15 protein-coding genes and 1 other RNA gene are annotated in these 19,596 nt (G+C 27.0%); 1 reads left to right on the forward strand and 15 read right to left on the reverse strand.

Going from position 1 to position 19,596, the window contains the following annotated elements:
• From CSGHG_RS20005 to CSGHG_RS06045, 3 genes are all read right to left on the reverse strand, one after another.
• Positions 1-2,514: an ABC transporter permease gene (locus tag CSGHG_RS20005; RefSeq protein WP_235700106.1), complete on the reverse strand. Its 2,514-nt coding sequence runs from the start codon at positions 2,512-2,514 to the stop codon at positions 1-3.
• 160 nt (positions 2,515-2,674) lie between these two features.
• On the reverse strand, positions 2,675-3,964 hold the full coding sequence (locus tag CSGHG_RS06040; protein WP_010293478.1) for a sensor histidine kinase: 1,290 nt from the start codon (positions 3,962-3,964) through the stop codon (positions 2,675-2,677).
• Positions 3,937-4,629, reverse strand: a complete 693-nt coding sequence (locus CSGHG_RS06045) for a response regulator transcription factor (RefSeq protein ID WP_010293479.1) — start codon at positions 4,627-4,629, stop codon at positions 3,937-3,939. The genes CSGHG_RS06040 and CSGHG_RS06045 overlap by 28 nt, the downstream gene beginning before the upstream one ends.
• A 753-nt stretch (positions 4,630-5,382) precedes the next feature.
• On the opposite strand from CSGHG_RS06045, the gene CSGHG_RS06050 reads away from it, so the two are divergent.
• Complete coding sequence (locus CSGHG_RS06050) at positions 5,383-6,486, forward strand: DEAD/DEAH box helicase (protein ID WP_010293482.1); 1,104 nt, start codon at positions 5,383-5,385, stop codon at positions 6,484-6,486.
• Positions 6,487-6,644: 158 nt separating this feature from the next.
• Here CSGHG_RS06050 and CSGHG_RS06055 read toward each other — a convergent pair whose 3' ends face one another.
• The 12 genes from CSGHG_RS06055 to CSGHG_RS06120 form a co-directional block, all read right to left on the reverse strand.
• On the reverse strand, positions 6,645-7,826 hold the full coding sequence (locus CSGHG_RS06055) for a macrolide family glycosyltransferase (protein WP_010293483.1): 1,182 nt from the start codon (positions 7,824-7,826) through the stop codon (positions 6,645-6,647).
• 36 nt (positions 7,827-7,862) lie between these two features.
• Positions 7,863-8,288 (reverse strand): helix-turn-helix domain-containing protein, encoded by a 426-nt coding sequence (locus CSGHG_RS06060; RefSeq protein WP_010293484.1) that lies wholly within the window; start codon positions 8,286-8,288, stop codon positions 7,863-7,865.
• Between the two features lie 764 nt (positions 8,289-9,052).
• The gene (locus CSGHG_RS23070; RefSeq protein ID WP_010293485.1) at positions 9,053-9,160 is read right to left on the reverse strand and encodes a MetS family NSS transporter small subunit; all 108 of its coding nucleotides are present in this window, start codon (positions 9,158-9,160) and stop codon (positions 9,053-9,055) included.
• 27 nt (positions 9,161-9,187) lie between these two features.
• On the reverse strand, positions 9,188-10,669 hold the full coding sequence (locus tag CSGHG_RS06075; RefSeq protein WP_010293486.1) for a sodium-dependent transporter: 1,482 nt from the start codon (positions 10,667-10,669) through the stop codon (positions 9,188-9,190).
• Positions 10,670-11,440: 771 nt separating this feature from the next.
• Entirely contained in the window at positions 11,441-12,064 is a 624-nt protein-coding gene (locus CSGHG_RS06080; protein WP_010293487.1) for an NUMOD1 domain-containing DNA-binding protein, read from the reverse strand.
• A gap of 5 nt (positions 12,065-12,069) precedes the next feature.
• Entirely contained in the window at positions 12,070-12,711 is a 642-nt protein-coding gene (locus CSGHG_RS21770) for a hypothetical protein (protein WP_010293489.1), read from the reverse strand.
• Between the two features lie 182 nt (positions 12,712-12,893).
• Complete coding sequence (locus CSGHG_RS06090; RefSeq protein ID WP_010293491.1) at positions 12,894-14,267, reverse strand: hypothetical protein; 1,374 nt, start codon at positions 14,265-14,267, stop codon at positions 12,894-12,896.
• A 305-nt stretch (positions 14,268-14,572) separates the two neighbouring features.
• Positions 14,573-14,812 (reverse strand): hypothetical protein, encoded by a 240-nt coding sequence (locus CSGHG_RS06095; RefSeq protein WP_010293493.1) that lies wholly within the window; start codon positions 14,810-14,812, stop codon positions 14,573-14,575.
• Between the two features lie 130 nt (positions 14,813-14,942).
• Positions 14,943-15,971 (reverse strand): recombinase family protein, encoded by a 1,029-nt coding sequence (locus CSGHG_RS20015; RefSeq protein ID WP_328284733.1) that lies wholly within the window; start codon positions 15,969-15,971, stop codon positions 14,943-14,945.
• 382 nt (positions 15,972-16,353) lie between these two features.
• A complete protein-coding gene (locus CSGHG_RS06110; RefSeq protein WP_010293496.1) occupies positions 16,354-18,030 on the reverse strand; it encodes an SIR2 family protein in 1,677 nt (558 codons plus the stop codon).
• A 206-nt stretch (positions 18,031-18,236) separates the two neighbouring features.
• Positions 18,237-18,590, reverse strand: a transfer-messenger RNA (tmRNA) gene (gene ssrA / locus CSGHG_RS22540).
• A gap of 203 nt (positions 18,591-18,793) precedes the next feature.
• Positions 18,794-19,234: a hypothetical protein gene (locus tag CSGHG_RS06120; protein WP_010293498.1), complete on the reverse strand. Its 441-nt coding sequence runs from the start codon at positions 19,232-19,234 to the stop codon at positions 18,794-18,796.
• Between the last annotated feature and the right edge of the window lie 362 nt (positions 19,235-19,596).

Below are 19,596 nucleotides of genomic sequence, written 5' to 3' on the forward strand. Positions count from 1 at the left end.
TTAATTCTCATTATATTGCAATAAATTTTCCTTTTTGATTTTTTTTAATGGAAAATATATTGCTACTATTCCAACCACTATGAAAAATATTATACTTATTAAAGTTTCCTTATAAGGATACACATATGCTATATCATGTCCTATTCTAAATATTGCACTTATTAGTATAGAATTTATTCCACCAATAATAGTTCCATATATTATTCCTATAATTGAATATAACATTCCTTCTAAATACATTATTTTCTTTATACTCTTTCTAGAAGCACCAACCACACTCAAAAGTGATAATTCTTTACTTCTTAAAGTTACATTAGTATTTACTATATTAAATACATTTGCCATACTTATAATAGTTATAAATGCTATAACACTAAAGTAAAAGAGCTTACCGAAATTAATATATTTATCACTTTCCTCATCAAAAATTGTATATCCATCAAATTTTTCATTATTATTATTAATGCATTTATTCCATTGCTGTGATAGTTCTTTTCCAATATCTACTCTTTTCTTATCACCTAAATTATCCTTGTAACTTACCACCATGCCTTTAACTTGTGCAGACTGTAATTTATCTAATTCCATTTTTTTATTAACATCATTCTCATTATTTTTAGATAAATTCATATATTTCTTTTCGATCAAATCATTATAAAGCTTCGTAGGCATATATATTGTTGGATACATATCTTCAATACTCTCCTTATCAAAGAGAATCACCCTAACTATACCCAAAATTTTCACCTTCATAGCTGATTTTACTGTATTATCATTACTTTTAAATTTATTAGCATATATTAAATTGGATGTATCAATTAGTATTTCATCTCCTACCTTTAAGTTTGCAACATCCTTCTTCTTGTATCTCACATCACCTAGGTTTTCCCTATCTTGCTCATAACCTATTTGAGTTATATAAACACCTTTTTCTTTTTTCATTTTTTCTTTATTATTGAATGTATTTAAAAGATATGGTGAAATCTGATCAATAGTGTTTAAATCAATTGGTATTATTTCAGATTTCATATTAGTATATTTTTCACCATTAATACTTATTGAATCCCCCTTTATCATTGCTTTATTTTCAGGTATAAAAGTATAAGATTTTACGCCCTGATATATTTTATATATATCTTTTACACCATCAACTTTTTTAGCATTATCTACAAGTAATTTTATTTGTTCACTATTGTTTGTTATTATTTCTTTACTGTTTTGCTCATTATATATATTAGTGAAATAATGATTATACAAACACATATGTTTGTCCATCGGTAATGCTTTGTAAGGTAACTTTTCTATGTTACAAACTAAGCTACTAAATGTAATAAAAAGCGTTATTGAAATTACAATTGAAACTACTGTTGTTCTAAATCTTCCTTTATTAGCTCTTATATTTCTATTTGCAATAATTCCCTCAATACTGAAAAGCTTACTAGTGAAATCATATTTTCGTGGACTTAATTTCTTAACCTCATAATTTCTATTAGTAAAACAATCTAATGGTGATATTTCCTTTACCTTTCTTACTATAGAAATTATTGATAAATATAATGTAATAATAGTAATTACTACTGTTCCCACAATACTATATATAGAATAATAAGTTTTTATATCAACTTCTTTATTTAAAATCAAATTATTAAATGTTCTAAATAATAATGGCCCTACTGCCATTCCTAAAAATATTCCTATTGGTATAGCTATTAACCCAATTATAAGAACTTCCTTAAAAATAATTTTTTTTATCTGTTTATTAGTTCCACCTATGGCCTTTATCAGTCCATATTCTTTCATTCTTTCCATAGTAGATATATTAAATGAATTGTATATAAAAATTAATGTTGCAATCATTACAATAATAGCCACCATCAAAAAAGTAATATAATCTATAATAGCACTTTTGCTTCTACCTTCCCCCATCGCAGTTAAAAGTGCTTCATTTTTTTCAACTTTATTAGAATTTATATTAAAATCCTTAACTAAACTGTCTATTTTATTATTTAATTTCCCTACTTCCTTTAGTTTTAAATATACCATTGCATTATCAATTACTATATTATTACTAACAGCATATCCATTAAATATCTTTAAAAAAGCATTATTAGTGGGTTGTGAAAAACCTACAATAGTATAAACTATGTCTCTGTCATCATATAGTTTAACAGCTATTTCATCTCCTATATTTTTATGCTCTTTATCTTTAAAGTCTGAATTTAAAATTATTTCATTAGCTTGCTTTGGTAATCTTCCTTCCCTTACTTGTACCCCTAACAAATTAAATCCATCACTATTTATTTCATTAATTACTAATGTTTTTTCCCCTAATTGTACATTCCCAAGCTTTTGACAAAATGTTGCCTTATCAACCACTGAGTGTACTTTAATCTTTTGAAATTTTTCCTTTTGATTCAATTCAAAATTAACATGATAATCCCCATCTTCTCTAAGCATATTGATAATATTTTGCTGTGAAGAATAAATCATATGACCTGTCCCACTTATAAACATAATAGCTAATATTATTGCAATTATATTAAGAATACTTCTTTTTTGTTTTGTCTAAAATACTTATTAGATATCTCTATATACCTATTCATATTATCCCCCTCACCTTCCTCTATATTTATCAATATACTCCTTAATTCTTACTATAATATAAATACCTTTCTTACAAATTAGTAAGAAAGGTAACTGTAAATTTACTTCCTTTTTCTTTTATACTTTCAACTTCTAGGAATCCTCCTTGACCTTCTATTATACTTTTAGAAAGTGCTAAGCCTATTCCTATAGAATCTGTCTTCTTCGTCTCTCTTCTACCTTTTCCTTTATAAAATCGTTCAAAAATATGTGGTAAATCTTCTTTTTCAATACCTTCTCCATTATCACTTATGGTAATTTTATGATAAAGGGAATTATTTTCATAATGAATGGAGATTTCCCCATATCGCGTCGTATGCTCAATTGAATTTTTAAGTATATTGGTTAAAGCCTCACTTGTCCATCCTTTATCATGAATACATGAGCCCTCTTCAATGTTCATCTTTAAATTTATTTCTTTTTCTTCTATACTTATTAATAATGGCTCTACAGCTTTTTCTATAGTTTCTTTAAAATCATTATTTATTTTATTGTATTCCACTATCCCACCTTCAATTTTAGCAAGCTTTAATAATTTTTTTATAAGCCATTCCATACGGTATACTGAACTTCTCATTTTGCACCCTATCTTTTCTACCTCATCTTTACCTATATAAGAATTATTAGTCAATGCTTCAGTAAATAAACTCATAGATGTTATTGGCGTTTTAAGCTGATGAGATATATTTGCCAAAGTATCTTTCAAAAAAATTTTTTCCCTGTTAAGATCCGTTAATGAACCTTCCAATCTTTCTGCCATTTGATTGAAATTATGTGCTAGTACACTAAATGTTCCTTCTCCCATAAATGAAAACCTCAAAGAAAAATCTCCTTCAACTACTTTTTTTATTCCCTGATTTAGCATTTCAACATACACAACAATTTTCTTATAAAAAAATAATACAATTAGATATAATGACAACATAAAAATAAGCAACAAAATATTAATATGTAATTTCAACCTTTCATAGGATTCATTTATATTAGGAATTAATTTGATGTCCATGTCTTCCTTATAACCATAAGACTTCAAAATTTGTTTTCCCTTTTCATAATCCTTACTTTTTACACCTTGTGTAAAAATTGCAGTGACTTTATCTTCATTAATAGCTTGAGAATTTGAAAACAAACCTATTAAAGAGTAACTTTCATTAATATAATTCTTTTTAATTTTTTCAAAGCTTATATTAATAATGATATTTAATGTAATCATTAAAATTGTTATGGCTATAACCCATATTAAGCTAAATTGCTTTAAAAAGTTATCTTTATACATATCCTTCATTTTACCTCTTACTCCTCTATAACATTTTTGTTCCACTTATACCCAAGTCCTCTTAGATTCACTAAATAAGTTGGTTTTGATGGTTCATCCTCAAGCTTTTTTCTAAGTCTTCTTACATACACAGCAGGTGTATTTTCATCCACAAAATCTCCCTGAATATCCCATAGCCTATGAAGAATTTCTTCCTTAGAGATAATCTTATATGGATACCCCATAAAATATAAAAGTAACTTATATTCAACAGCTGTTAAAATTATTTCTTTTTTGTTTTTATAAACTTTTGCGTTTAAGCTGTTTACTTCTATATCCCCTGAAATAAGTCTTGTTTTTTGATAGTTGCTTGTCCTTCTAAGTACTGCCTTAATTCTTGATAAAAGCTCCTTTACCCTAAATGGTTTCACAACATAATCGTCTCCACCAAGATCAAACCCTAAAACTACATTAACTTCCTCGTCTAATGCTGTTAAAAATATTATTGGTACTTTACTCTTTTCTCTTATATACTTACAAAATTCATATCCATTACCATCCGGTAATCCAATATCTAAAAGAATAAGTTTAAATTCTTCATTAAATAGCTGTTTTGCACTAGACATGTCTCTAGCTCTTACTACTTTTAAACCATCATTTTCTAAATTATACTCAATACCTAATGCAACAGCTTCATCATCCTCTACTAGTAAAATTTTAATGTTATCCATACCATCCTCCTATTTTAATAAATATTACTGGCATATTTAGTCTGTAAAATTAATCATAATTTTCTGAAGTTTTATAGGTTAGTTCTCTAAATATTTTTCCTATATTAAATTTATTAATCTTTACTTATCTTAGTAGTTTAAATTCCTATCCTCTTTCTTAGTGCATTAATTTAATAATTTAAATTTAGATTTTAAATTCAAATCCTCAAATATATTATACAATTTTTGAAATTCATTTGCCTTTAAAACAATAAAAATATATAGGGTTCCAAGTTTGCTTTTAAAACTTTTTATTCCAAAACTTAAATACCCCAAATAGTGATGCTAGCTCGTAAGCACCTAAACTTAACACTTAATTATGTATAAAAATATTTTTAAGTTATTGAATAAATTCAAATTCGGACTTGTATCCCCATGTGCGTAAAGCTAAGCCACTTTATCCCAATAAAACATTTTTCTTTTAAGCTTTTACTACATTATGTAATAATAAAGATTTTAAATAAGCTATTAATTTAAAATTGATCTTCTAATTAATAAATAATATTAGTCTTAATTATAAGCTTGTGATATTATTAATAGATGGTTCTAAGATGAATTTTAAAACAAAAAGTTCGGTGAATAAATTTAAATTAAAAATTGTATACTTATAGTTATATAAATAAAAAACTTAGACATGTCAAAAATGTAAATAACATTAACATTAAGACCTCTAAAAATGTTTTGCCATGTCTTATAAACGAAAGGTATGAAGTGATGAATTTTAAAGAATTAGGAATTAATGATGATATTATAAATATATTAAAAAAATCTGGTATTACAAAACCAACACCTATCCAAGAAGAAAGCATTACATTTATAAAAGAAGGAAGAGATGTTATAGCTGAAGCTCAAACTGGTACAGGAAAAACTCTAGCATTTTTATTACCAATGTTTGAAAACATTTCCCCTAGTCTAAATTCAGTTCAAGGACTTATTGTAACTCCTACAAGGGAACTTGCAATACAAATAACAGAAGAAGCTATGAAATTAAAGTCTGCTAAAGATATAAATATATTAGCTCTATACGGTGGAAAAGACATAGGTTCCCAGTTAAAAAAGCTTAAAGGAAACACTCATTTAATTATTGCAACTCCTGGTAGACTTCTAGATCATCTTGATAAGAAAACTGTAGACCTTTCTAAATTAAAAACCTTAGTTTTAGATGAAGCTGATCAAATGCTATTTATGGGATTTAAAAATGAAGTGGAGAAAATCATAAAAGAGTGTTCTAAAAAACATCAAACATTATGTTTTTCTGCAACTATGGATTCTGCTGTAAAAAAACTTGCATATAGATATATGACTGATCCAACAGTTGTTGCTGTAAAAAAAGAAGAGGTTACTCTTACTAACATTAAACAAAATGTAGTTGAAACTACAGACAGAGAAAAATTAAATTCACTATGTGCTGTATTAAAAGAAGATAATCCTTTTATGTCAATAATATTCTGTAGAACTAAAAGAAGAGCAGATGATCTTGAATTATCTCTTGCTAAAAATGGTTTCCGCTGTGAGAAACTTCATAGTGATGTACCTCAATCTAAACGTGAAAGAATAATGAAAGCTTTTAGAAATGCAGATATTCAATATTTAATAGCTACAGATGTTGCATCTAGAGGATTAGATGTTAGTGGTGTAACTCATATTTACAACTATGATATTCCAGAAAGCGTTGAATCATATATTCACCGTATCGGTAGAACTGGAAGAGCTGGTGAAAGTGGTTATACATGTCTTTTTGTAGATCCTAAGAATGAAAGAATGCTTCAAGAAATAGAAGAAGCTATAGAATTTAAAATTGAAAGAAGAGAACTATAAAAAACTTAGATTTGAAATTAAAAGACCACTTTATTATGTGGTCTTTTTTCATTATGCCTAAACTTTATAGATTTTTGTTTAATTTTTTTACATTATCCGTATTTTATAACTATTAGTTATTCTAAATAGTTCCATTTTAATATCCTCAATACCTATAACTAATTTTGCCTGCTCTCATATATAACCTTTAATATTGCATCAGCCCCTCCTTTGGGACCTTCTGAATTCTGAAAGCTACTTGCTATTTTATTTGCATTTCTTTTATATTCATTATTATTTATAACTTGCATAACTGCATCTTTAATATATTGGGATTTATTCTTTTTTAACATAACCCCTGCGCCTAAGTAAGCAGCTCTTTCTGCTACCATTTTTTGTTCTGAATGCTGTGGAAATAATACCATAGGGACCCCATAATACAAGCTTTCATTAGCGCTATTCATACCACAATGACTAATAAATACATCTGTTTTTTGAAGTATCATAATCTGCTTAACACTATTTTTAACCTTAAAATTATTTGGTATATATCCTAAATCTTTAATATTAGTACCATTGCCAACAGACATAACTACATCAACATCACATTTTTCAAATGCATTTATACAGTTCTTATAAAATTTAATATTTTTATTATTTACTGTACCAAGTGAAATATATATTAACTTCCTATCCATTTTTTTAGATTCTACAATCACCTTAGGCACTGATGGTCCTATAAAAGAATACTTATCAGAAAAAGTCTCCACCATTGGTTGAAATTCTTTTGATGTATATACGATAGTATTTGTATCATTATCATTTGCAATCATGGAAATGATATTTTTAACATCATATCCACTATTTTTCAGAAGCTTTATTTTCTTATTAATGTGATTCATTCCTAAAATCATAACTATAAATTCTTTTAAACCTTTTTTCATTAGTTTTGCCGTATGCTCATTAAATGCAAAAGTTGTTGTAGAGCATACATATGGAATATTAAGCTTTTTTGCAAATAACTTACCCCAAAAACTTAAAGAATCTGATACAATGCAATCTGGATTAAAGACTTTAAGCTCTCTACAAACTTTTTCATCTAAAGCTAAAGTAGTATCTGCAACCATCTCAATTAGTGCTGAGAAATCCTTGCCAATTTTTTTTTCATCACTAGATCGCAATTTGGGAAGATACTCATCACAGCAAATACATTTTGCTCCAGCACCTTCGATTTTATCTTTGAATTCATTAAAAGAGTAATATAACACTTCATTTCCTCTATCTACTAACTCACGAACTACTTCAATTGTAGGATTAGTGTGTCCATGTGCTGGAATATTGAAAAACACTATTTTACTCATATTTTAACCACCCTTTTATAAATTTTCACTTTAAAATTATTCTTCCTTTCTTGCTATTCCTATGCTACCTACAAAATTTATCAAATCACGTTGATGAACAATTCCAATTCCTCTTTCCTCATCTCCTAATATCAATAACTTATCTCCTACTTTTATATTAAATATCTCTCTTGCTTCCTTTGGAATAACAATCTGACCACGTTCCCCAACTACAGCAGCTCCAAAAAAATGCTTTCCTTTAGGAGGTACTACAATCCCTGATTCTTCTTCCGAATGATTCACTAAATCATCTATCTTGACATTATACAATTTTGCAAGTTTAACACAACTATCTATATCCGGTGTAGATTCACCATTTTCCCATTTCGCTACTGATTGTCTAGAAACATTAATTTTTTCAGCCACGTCCTCTTGTGTATATTGGTGATTTTTTCTTAACCTCTTTAAATTCGTACTAATCATACTTTTCATACCTCCTATACTTATTGTATTCAAAATATAGTTTAAATTCTATCAACTGAACTTAACATTCAAGTGTATGCTTATATATATTAATTTTTTATTTATCATTCCTAGCTGATTAAATTATACTCTTCTATTACTTCCACCACCTTGTGTTTACATAACCCTCTTAGCATTTATTTTTCTTCTATGCTTTAGATTTACTACCATCATTCCATAAGTGTTATTTTCCCAGCTCCATTATGTCCTAAAAGCGCCATATACTAGGCTTGGGATTCAAATTCACATCCTTTATAGCCTTTAAATTTTTTGTTGCTTTATCAACTTTAAATTTCATATTATATATCCTTAAAATAAATAAACCTTTGCCCTATCACTAGTTTATCAATGATGGGATAAAGGTTTATTTATGATTCATTTAGAATTTATAAAATTTGCAGAAATAGGTACATTAAATGTCTTAGAATATAGAAACTCAAATTCAATTTGTCCACTTGTTCAACAAATCTTATATACTCATTTTGCAATTCTATTGATGGAATGTAAACATATATATTATAAACACATTATTTAAATCCGTTATAACTATAGGGAAACAAGCTCGAATTTAAATTTATTCAATAACTTTAAAATATTTTCATATAAAATGTAGTGTTGAATTCTAAGCGATTCAGAGCATGTCTCACTATTTTGGGTATCCAAGTTTTGGAATGGATAATTTTAAAAGTCAACTTGGAACCCTATAATACATTTTAGTATGTTACTTAATTTGCTTTTCTCTCATTCTTAATAGTTATAGCTAAAGTTACCATAAACCCGCCCCAAAGAATTACTGCTCCTAATATAAAAAATCCTATTGATACACTTGTCATTTACATCATCTCCTTACTACTTATATTCTATAACTTACTATTCTTCCAAGATTTTTTGCTAATTAATAATCCACCTATAATTCCAAGAGCTATAATAGCCCAGCCATACAATAATAAAGATATTAATTCATAACCTCCATAAGGACTTTTAAACTCATTTATAATACTTTGAACTAAGATTATTGTTAATAAAGTAGGTGTTACATATTTTATAATTACATCCCACCACTTACCGATTTTAAAATAAGATATTTTATTTGTATGTTCTCTTATAACCTTAGGCTTAATTACCCATCCGATAACAAAAGCTTCTAATAATCCAACTACAACTATTCCATAATTGTTTATAAAGTTGTCCATAATATCTAGTAAATATAACCCTGCATTACTTGCAAATACTATAGTTGCAACAAATCCTATTAAACACATGCATGTAACAACTTTTTTACGTGATCCACCAAACTTATCTATTATAGCTGAAGATATTGCTTCTACTAAAGAAACTGATGATGTTATACCAGCAAACACTAGACAAGAAAAAAATAAAACTCCTAATATATTTCCCCATATACCCATTATTGTAAATACTTTAGGGAAAGCTATAAATGCTAGTCCTATTCCATCTGTAACAACTTCTTCCATAGGTACCCCTTGACTTGTAGCCATTACACCAAGTATTGCAAATACTCCTATAGCCGATAAAAACTCAAATCCACAGTTAGCAAATGCAGTCATAAATGCACTATTATTTATATCAGTCTTTTTAGGTAAATAGCTTGAATATGTCATCATTATACCAGTACCTATACTTAATGAAAAAAATACTTGTCCATATGCAGATATCCAAACTTGAGGATTTTTTACCTTATTCCAATCTGGTGTAAATAATGTATTTAACCCAACACTTGCACCGTCTAAAGTAACTCCTCTTATAACAATTATTATCATTACTACTAATAGGGCTGGTAATAATATCTTGCTAGCTTTTTCTATCCCAGATTTTATTCCTTTATAACATATAAACCAATTTATAACCCATATTATCGCAATACCTATTAATATAGGCCAAACTATTCCTCCAAAATTAAGCGGTGAATCTGATAAATTTAAGAAATCATTATAAAAAAACGAATTAGAATCCTCACCCCAACCTTTGGTGAAACTCATAGTCATATATTTAATTGCCCAACTTAGTATCATTGAGTAATAGCATAGTATAACTGACGAGCTAATTATTGGCCACCAACCTATCCATTCAAATTTTTTGTTTGCTCTTGCTAAAGAAAGTGGTGTTGAACCTTTAAACTTGTGTCCCATTCCGTATTCTAATATTAAAAGTGGTATTCCTGCTGTAAATATGGCACATAAATACGGTATTAAAAATGCTCCTCCTCCATTTGAATATACTACATAAGGAAATCTCCATATATTACCTAACCCTACTGCTGATCCAATTGCAGCAAGTATAAATCCAATTTTAGTTCCCCATTGCTCTCTATTTTCTTGCATTTCATTTCCTCCTAAGTTAAATTTATTTATTTCGCATAACTATTAGGTCAACAGCCTATTTAGGTCTATTGCTAAAGTTTTGCTATAATATAAAACAAAAGCCCCATAGTTATATATAGAGCTTTCACCTAGGATATAATTAAAGCCCCATATTAATCTATGAGGCTTTAATTATCAAAAAATATAATAATAGCCTCATAATAATTCTATGAGGCTTACTTTATGTAAAATAAAAATTAGCCGTCATAGATACAATCATCTAGTGTAGCAATTGCATCTATGACAGTAATAAATCTAAATTTATATATCAATAAACACAATTGCTAAATTAATTCGGCTACTAATAAGAGTACTCTATTAAATTTTGATGTTATTGTTGTATTCCAGCTTGTAATTTTCATAATATTTCCTCCGTTCTTTAAATTATTTTTTATTATATTCCCACTATTTACTTTTGTCAATATATTTTTATTGCCAAATAAAAAATAATGAATGTTAATTTATATAGATATGAATTTTAAAATGCAAATAGTTTAAACTATAAGGTTCCAAGTTAACTTTTAAAATTATCCATTTCAAAACTTGGATACCTGAAATAGTGAGACATGCTCCGAATCACTTAGAATTCAACGCTGCATCTTGTATGAAAATATTTTAAAGTTATTGGATAAATTTAAATAAGAGCTTGTTTCCCTATATACTTAAGTAATTATATTGTTGGAGTGATTTTAATGAATGAAGTAGAAAAATCTTATACTGCAAATTTTAATTTTATATATATTTCCAACTAAACCCACAACAAGTTTTATATTTACCACTAATGGCTTTTTGAATGGCTTGAAATGTAACATCATAAAATAATGCAGCTTCTTTACAACTATTCCAAACTTTAATAAGGTTTCCATCTATATCATATTGAGCAACTTTTTTAGATTGTTTACTCATTTTTGGCTCAGTATATTTCCATATAAAATTACAACAAGTTTTTCTTTCACCATTACAAACTTTACGTATTGCCTTTGATGTAGTGTTATAATGGTCGGCTGCTACCTTAGCATTTTCCCATGTTCTAATAAAATTTTTATTTAAATCATACTGTTCAACTGTCTTTATTACTTTTGACTTTTCAATATTACAAATTTTTTTACAACCTAAAACATCTTTTATATCTATACATTTCTCAGTAAATTCCTTATATTCATCTAAATATATCCACCTAAACCTTTTATACGATTTATGCTTTTCTCTATGTTCACAACATCTTAAAATAGCAGTTATATCAAATTCTTTTTTTAAAGATTTCAATGTATATTCTCCTATATAATTTGCTTCATTATCTAATTTTACTATTATCCTAGATTCCTTCTCCTCTTTTTTTATATCTATATAATTCATATAGTTTAGAAATTCATCCCATTTATCTTTTTTCTTTTCAAGTAAATAGTTGCATCATTATATAAAATATCTACTGCATTTCTATACTTTCTGCCTGAAAAACTTATTTGATAACTCTTAGGTGAATGTTTATTTATCAAAATATCTTTATCCGAATTGAAAAATTTTTTAATTCCCAAAAGCATATCATATGTACCAATAAACTTTATTTCACATACAAATATTGGACTTTTTCTATTTTTTCTTATTTTTTTATAAGTTGATATACATCCATCGCCATCCATGTAACCTCTAATAAAATGCTTTATTAAATTACAAGATACTATTTTCTCTGATGGAAACTTTAGAACTAATGATTTTCTAGGTAAACATCCTAATTTTATTAAATCATTAGCCATTTTAGTACTTCCAATGTTAATAGAAACATAACCCTTTTTATTTACATATATGGGTGTATCGGAATTTATATCTTTTAGAAATTCTTTTAAAAGATATTTATCATCTCTATGTAATTGTATTATTACTATTTTATTATTTTCACTTCTTTCAGATATACACCCATCTGCATATAAAAATCCTAACCAGTATGCTTTTCTTTCATTATCTATTTTTTCAAAGTATGAATCATCTTGTATATATTTTTTCATAACCTCACCTGAATAATTTTTTTAATATTACTTTTGGCAAAATATTATTAATTATTCCTATAAATATAAAAAATCCACGATAAAAAATTATCGTGGATTTTAATGGTGGAGGCGAAGCACAATAGGCGAAATCCACTAATAAATATTCACATTGTTTATATTTAAATACATTTTCGGATATATTATTTAGAATTCATTTTTCCGAGAGCTTCTTCATATTTACATTTAAATTTCTCATTTTCTAATATCCTATCCATCATCTCAGAGAATAAGCCTTCTCTATACACATAAAGCGTTTGTTCATATTCATTATAATTACAACTCTTACTCCATTCATACATTATATTTACTTTTTTAGCTATCTCATTATCTAACTCTGCTTCTAACAAATAAAATTTTATAAATTCATAGTTCCTATCGACATAATTTTTCCCACCTTTCTTATATGGGTCAAATTGATAAGAAAATAGCTTTTCTCTTAATTTTTCAAAGTAAGATGTATTCTTTAAAAAACATATACTCTGCTCTACTGGAGGCATACTACTATTATTAACTATTATATCTATAAATTTTTCCAATTCTTCTTCTGCTAATTTATTATCATTTAATATCTTATCTATTAATCTCCATATAGCAACCCTTTCTTTATTGTTATCTGCATACTTAATGTACTCTGCTATTTTTTGTTCTCTTAAATCTACCATAAATCTATAATCATCTTGTAGCTCCTTAAATATTATTGGGTATACTTCTATAAATTTTAATAGCGATTCGATGTCCTCCCTTAATAAGTTTAATAAATTTTTATTAACTATCCCATTATCAAATTTAACTATTTTATCCCAAAACCTCTTTACAATATCATACTTATTGTAATATTCAATTTTAAATATTACAGATATTTCTTTCAAAAACTCATAAATTTCTTTTTCTTCTCCCAATGAAATCAAATCATCTACTATAACTTCTATATCTTCTATATCAATAGCATTTTTTTCATTTTTATATTTATAACATTCTTTAGCTCTTCTTATCAATCCATCTTTTCCACCATTAATTATAAATTTCGAAATACTGTTTTCTATAAAGCTCCAAAAGCTTTCTATAGTAGAATACGTAATCTCTCTTCCTTTTGCATGTGCACTATTATTTCTAATTAAATGCCAATAATTATATTCTTGTTCTATTTGTTCAGATAATTTAAATGGATTTATATTCTTACTATTATTGACTATGTAATTATCATTAAATAATCCTCTATTTATTTTTTCGTTTTTCTTATCATTTTTATTGTTACTTTTAATTATAGTAGTTATTTTAAATTCCCATCGTTCATCGCCTTCTAAAATATCTATAGTCTCTTTCGTAAATATATCTTCTTTTTTATCATCATTTAATAATCGTTCCCTAATTATGTTTTGAAATCCTAGATAGGACATCAAGAATGCAGACCTATATGCTGATATTTTATAACAGCTAACAGATTCATCAAATAAATCTTCTGTTAAACTAGAAAATTTTCTTTCTTTATACCATTCCTCGAATTTTAATCTCATATAAAACTATTCTCCTTATACAAATACTATCTTTATATTCACTCTACACCAATAAATTCTATGAAATGTTTTTAAATTCCTTTACTTTCACTTAATTATACTCTATATTTGTATAAATATCTCTAATATGATACATTCATTACCTCTTAAAAAGAGTAGTTTTCTTACAGAAAACATAACTTTAAACTTTATAGTCCTTTAAAATATTAAAAACCACGTTGAATTACTTCAACATGGTCTTTATAAACTATTATTTTATAAGTATACCTTCAGTAAGCTTATAGTTTGTATAAATTGGATTTAATTTAATCTTCTCTAAATGGTACATCCTCTATAATACTATTTTCATTTGTGGAATTTGTTCTTGGGTAACTGTTATAAAAGTTACAATTACTATAAAAATCGCCTTGAACATTTAATGTGCTTCCTGTTTCACTAATTCTGTCATTTAAAGCCCTATTAATAGAGACTTTTCGCCTATCGGCATCATTTGCAATACTATTATATACACTCTCATCCATTCTTACTGTTATAGCCTTTTTCATTTAACCACATCCTTTCTTGAAAATTAGTATCACCCTAATTTTATAATGGTTCATTATGAACCACTTTGATTCATCTTTAATAACAGAGCTTATTAATCAATACCATTTAATAAGCTCTATATTTATATTTCTATGCTATATTCCTATACCTTTTAAAAAGAATAGCTTTCTTTACAGTAGACTTAATCTTATAAGCCTCATAACCCTGTAAAATATTAAAGACCATGTTGAATATTACTTCAACGTGGTCTTTATAAACTATTACTTTATTAACATAATTTTGTATGAATTTCTTACATTTTGGTATATTTCTCTGTATTACAAAGTCTCTAAACATTGAAAATAATTGTTTCACCTGTTCTTCTGTTATTTTAGGAGCTTTGCTTCTGTTTTCCTGTTCTTTTATAGCAACTTCTAGTTTGGCTTTCTTACCCTTTAAGTCATCCATCATGGTTTTAAATTCTTCATGAGCAAATCCTTTCATAATTGCACTTACTATATTATTAATCTGCTCATCAATATCTTCTATCTCCTTTAGCATTATTTCTGTAGATTCCTTCTCGTTTTTAGCTTGCTCCTGTATATGTTGGTTAATTTTTTCAACAAGTATAGGAACAGCCTTATCATTCAATATATTTTTCTCTAATTCTGATAGTACAAACTCTTCAATATACTCTTTTCTTATTTCTTTATTATCACAATTCCTTTTCTGCATTCTGCCACCGCATCTATAAGAAATATACATAGGCTTATCTTTAGCTTTTCTCCTATTTCCTTGCATTGCTGAACCACACTCTCCACAAAAGATAAGTTCTGACAACAAGTATGTTTCTTTTGCTTTATTTGCCCCAGGAGCTCTTTTCCTAGCATTCATCATTTCTCTAGCCTTTTGAAATGTCTCTTTTGAAACTATAGCCGGCATTCCTACCTCAATTCTTATCACTTCACTCTCATCCTTTAGCAAATGACTGTTTCTTTTTCCAAGGGTATCTTTCTTTGAGCTCCTATTAAAAACGTAAACCCCAGAATACTTTTCATTATCTAATATACTATAAATGCTATTCTTACCAAAAGTATTTCCAACTTTTGTTTTCCATCCTCTTTCATTAAGATAATCTATTATTCTAGTAATATAACGATTGCTCTTATTTTCAAATATTTTAAACTCCTCCTACTTTTCATTTAATATTTGAGATAATTTTTTTATAAAATCCTTGGAGAATACTCCTTCTGTTATTGATTCTTTAATTAACTGTAATAGTTGTTCTTCTGTTACCTCCAATGAGCGTGGAATATACCTTTCCTTGGCATAATATCTGGCAATACTTAGTCTCTTTTATTATTCTTTTAGTCATAATAATCATCATCCTCTATTTTCCCTTGATTAAGTATTTTGCAATATTTAGTTTCCTTTATTACTTTTCTTGTCATAAGTGCCTCCTATAGATTTTTACAAATAATAAAGCCTTAATCACCGCTGTATTGGCAATTAAGGCTTTTAGTCAAAAATATAAATTATAATATTTTTGATATCTCTCCAATTATAAATGTTTGTTTAAGCTTACATCTAAGTAACATAGCACAGTCCTATAACTATTATCATATTTCTTATCATTTAGAATCTTAATTAGCTCATATAGCTTGTTTTCATTCTGTTCTATAAAACCTTTCTCTAAATATGTTAAAGCTATTAAAATTTCATTTCTATTTTTCAACAAAAATTCATTATTTTTTGATAATTCATCTATAAAATTATTTAATAGATATAGTAAAAAGTATCTTCTTACTCCTTTTCTTCTTTGCGGTTCAGTATTATTACTTTTATAAACTTCATTTAAATATATACTTATTTCATCATCATTGATTTTTCCACTATAAGAGAATCTAATTTTGCTATCTGCTCCTATATATAGCTTAAATTTTTCTCCTTCTCCTCCACTTTCGAATATTTTCTTCTTAACTCTTTCTTTAGCATTTGTATTAAAATTGGATTTTTCAATATATCCTTCAACCTCTTCTTTATTTAAGCCCTTTATAGCCCAATAAATAGGTATTTTCTCATTATTCTTAAGAATGTAATCCAATATAGAATACTTATTTATTGCGCATGAGTCCCTTTGTATAAATACCTCACATATATCACTTCTTTTGACCATACTTTTCTGCACTCTAGAACTTATAGTTATTCCTAAAAAGTTGCTTGAATCATTAAAATTATCTACTCTTTCTAGGTCTTGTAAATTGACATCTAATTTTTTAGGGTCATACTCTTGAGTGGAAATTAATTCATATGTATTAGCTTTTAGAAATCTTAGAAATTTTATTGGCAATCTTTTTATGTCTTTATTGCTAATCACTTTGAAAAATTCTCCAAAATTATTAACATAAAATGTTTCTACGTCAATATACTTACTATTATCTAATTCTATTCTTTCAACTTTTTTATAATTTTCACCATCTTTGTTTCTTCTCAAAAACCAAATTCTACTACTTAATTCCCTTACTTTTTCTGGTGGTAACATACCTACTATAGAACTCAGTATACTCTTAACATTTCTGTCACTTAAACTATATCCCATGAATATTATTGGATATTCCAAAAATAGTGTTAATAGCTTAGAATTTAAATATAAGGCTTTATCAAAAAAGTTATCATAATCTTCTTTACTTATTACTATACTTTCTGGATTAGTAGAACATCCATGTATCTTATATATCTCTCCAACACCTTCAACAACATTAGCTAATAGTTGAGTTTGTCCTACAAACTTTGTATATTGAGGAAATATGTTTTCCATTAATTCATCATAATTAGTTGTAATAATCGCAGAGGGACTTGTTTTTTTTAACTCTTCTATCTCATTATTAGTTTTTATTATTTCTTTACTTTTTTCTAAATATACACCTACTATTTCACTTATTCTCTTTCTAAAGTAATATCTTTTATCTTTTCCTTCTTCTAATTCCTCATCTGTCAACTTATCAAAATACATAGTTTCTAATTCTGATGCTAATTCTTCAAAATTACAGTTCCCATTTACTAAATGCTTTTGATAATAATATTTATAGCTTCTTTCCCAATCACTTCTAATCTCTTGAAGCAACCCCTTCCAATCAGGGCTATTAATATATCTTCTTGATATTCCTGACCCAATAAAGAATATTGGTGAAATAGCCAACTTTTTTAATTTGGACTCCATACTTACAAATATACTCATAAATAATCACCCCCATACATGCCAAAAATTAATTTTAATATCACTTTTTCCTATATTAAATACTAGTCAGACTCATATTGACAATATATATATTTTATTAATATTTTACAACTATGCAACAAATAAGTCCATATATTCAATTTTTTATTATAAACGTAAAAACCGTACTGGATTCCAGTACGGTCATTATGTATCGTGGATTTTAATGGTGGAGGCGAGGGGTATCGAACCCCTGTCCGAAAGTAGACCAATTTGAGCATCTCCGAGTGCAGTCTGCATTTTAACATTCCCTCCAGGTAACGCCTGCAGACAGGCTTTACCTTTTAGTAGCTTCATAAATTCCGTCCATAGCTCAAAGCTTTGCTAAGTTCGGTTCCCCACTATTTGACGCCCTATCCTAAGCCGTGGGACTCAAAGGTAGGACGAGCAACTAACTAGGCTGCTAATGCAAAATTATCTTCTGCGTTTACATTTAGTGCATATTTTATTAACGAGGCCACATGCGTCCCTCGACTCGCTTCTCAAATCCATCTTACCCCCGTCGAAGCCATAACGCCCCCATGTTGTAATTAGATTTAAACGCTTTTTGCATATATTCAATTGTATTATTATTTTAATCCTTTATTTCGCTATTGTCAACTGATATGATTTGCCATAATTTTTTCTAATTATATCTATAATAGTTTAAAAAATAAAACTATACATATATTTATTAATTTATATGCATAGTTTTATTTAATATTATATCCTATATTAAAATTTTTCATTTTATATTATTTATCTTTTGTAATTCTAAAATATCCTGAAACTTTTTTACTGTTTTATGAGGATACTTATGAAAAATTACTATTAAACTTGATACTGTTGGCAATAAGTATATAACTATTTCAATTTGACCTAAACAATACCTATTGAAAAAAATATATATCAAATTCCAAATCACTATTTGTAGTGTGTTAAATAAAATTGATATTTTTCTATAACTTTTATACCATTGTTTGTTATGAATTTTTTTTTCAATTTCTATAAATGTAAATATTTTCAAAAGAGCTATGCTGACTATAAAGGTTAAGCTAACTTTATTAATCATCTGAATATTAACTAGTGAGTCTGTTAAAATATAACTTGCTAATTCAGTAAAATTTAAAGTTATTGTTAACAATGTAAGCATAATCAAATTTAACCTATAGATACTTCTCTCCATATAACTCTCCCCTTCTTTCAAACAATAGTACTTATTATACTATCGTGCTTTAATTAATTTATGTACTAAACTAAGTATCTATATCTACATAATAAATTTTAATAAGACATATACAAATAAATAAGATTAAAAGATTGAAAATATATGTAGTTTCTTATTTATTTAACTATGTATAAACTCAATGGCATTTTATGTTTATCATTATTATCTATTTTAATCTATAAAATAGATATTTTTTGTTTCACTATATTATAACAACTTTCAAATAAAATTTATACATTATTTCTTCATTTTTTGTTAAAAATTGTATACTTTACCTTTAAATAGTTTTTCATATAAAGTTTTAAACTTAAATTTTAATT

It is taken from the genome of Clostridium senegalense JC122, from assembly GCF_000285575.1.
GTDB classification, from domain to species: Bacteria; Bacillota; Clostridia; order Clostridiales; family Clostridiaceae; genus Clostridium_J; species Clostridium_J senegalense.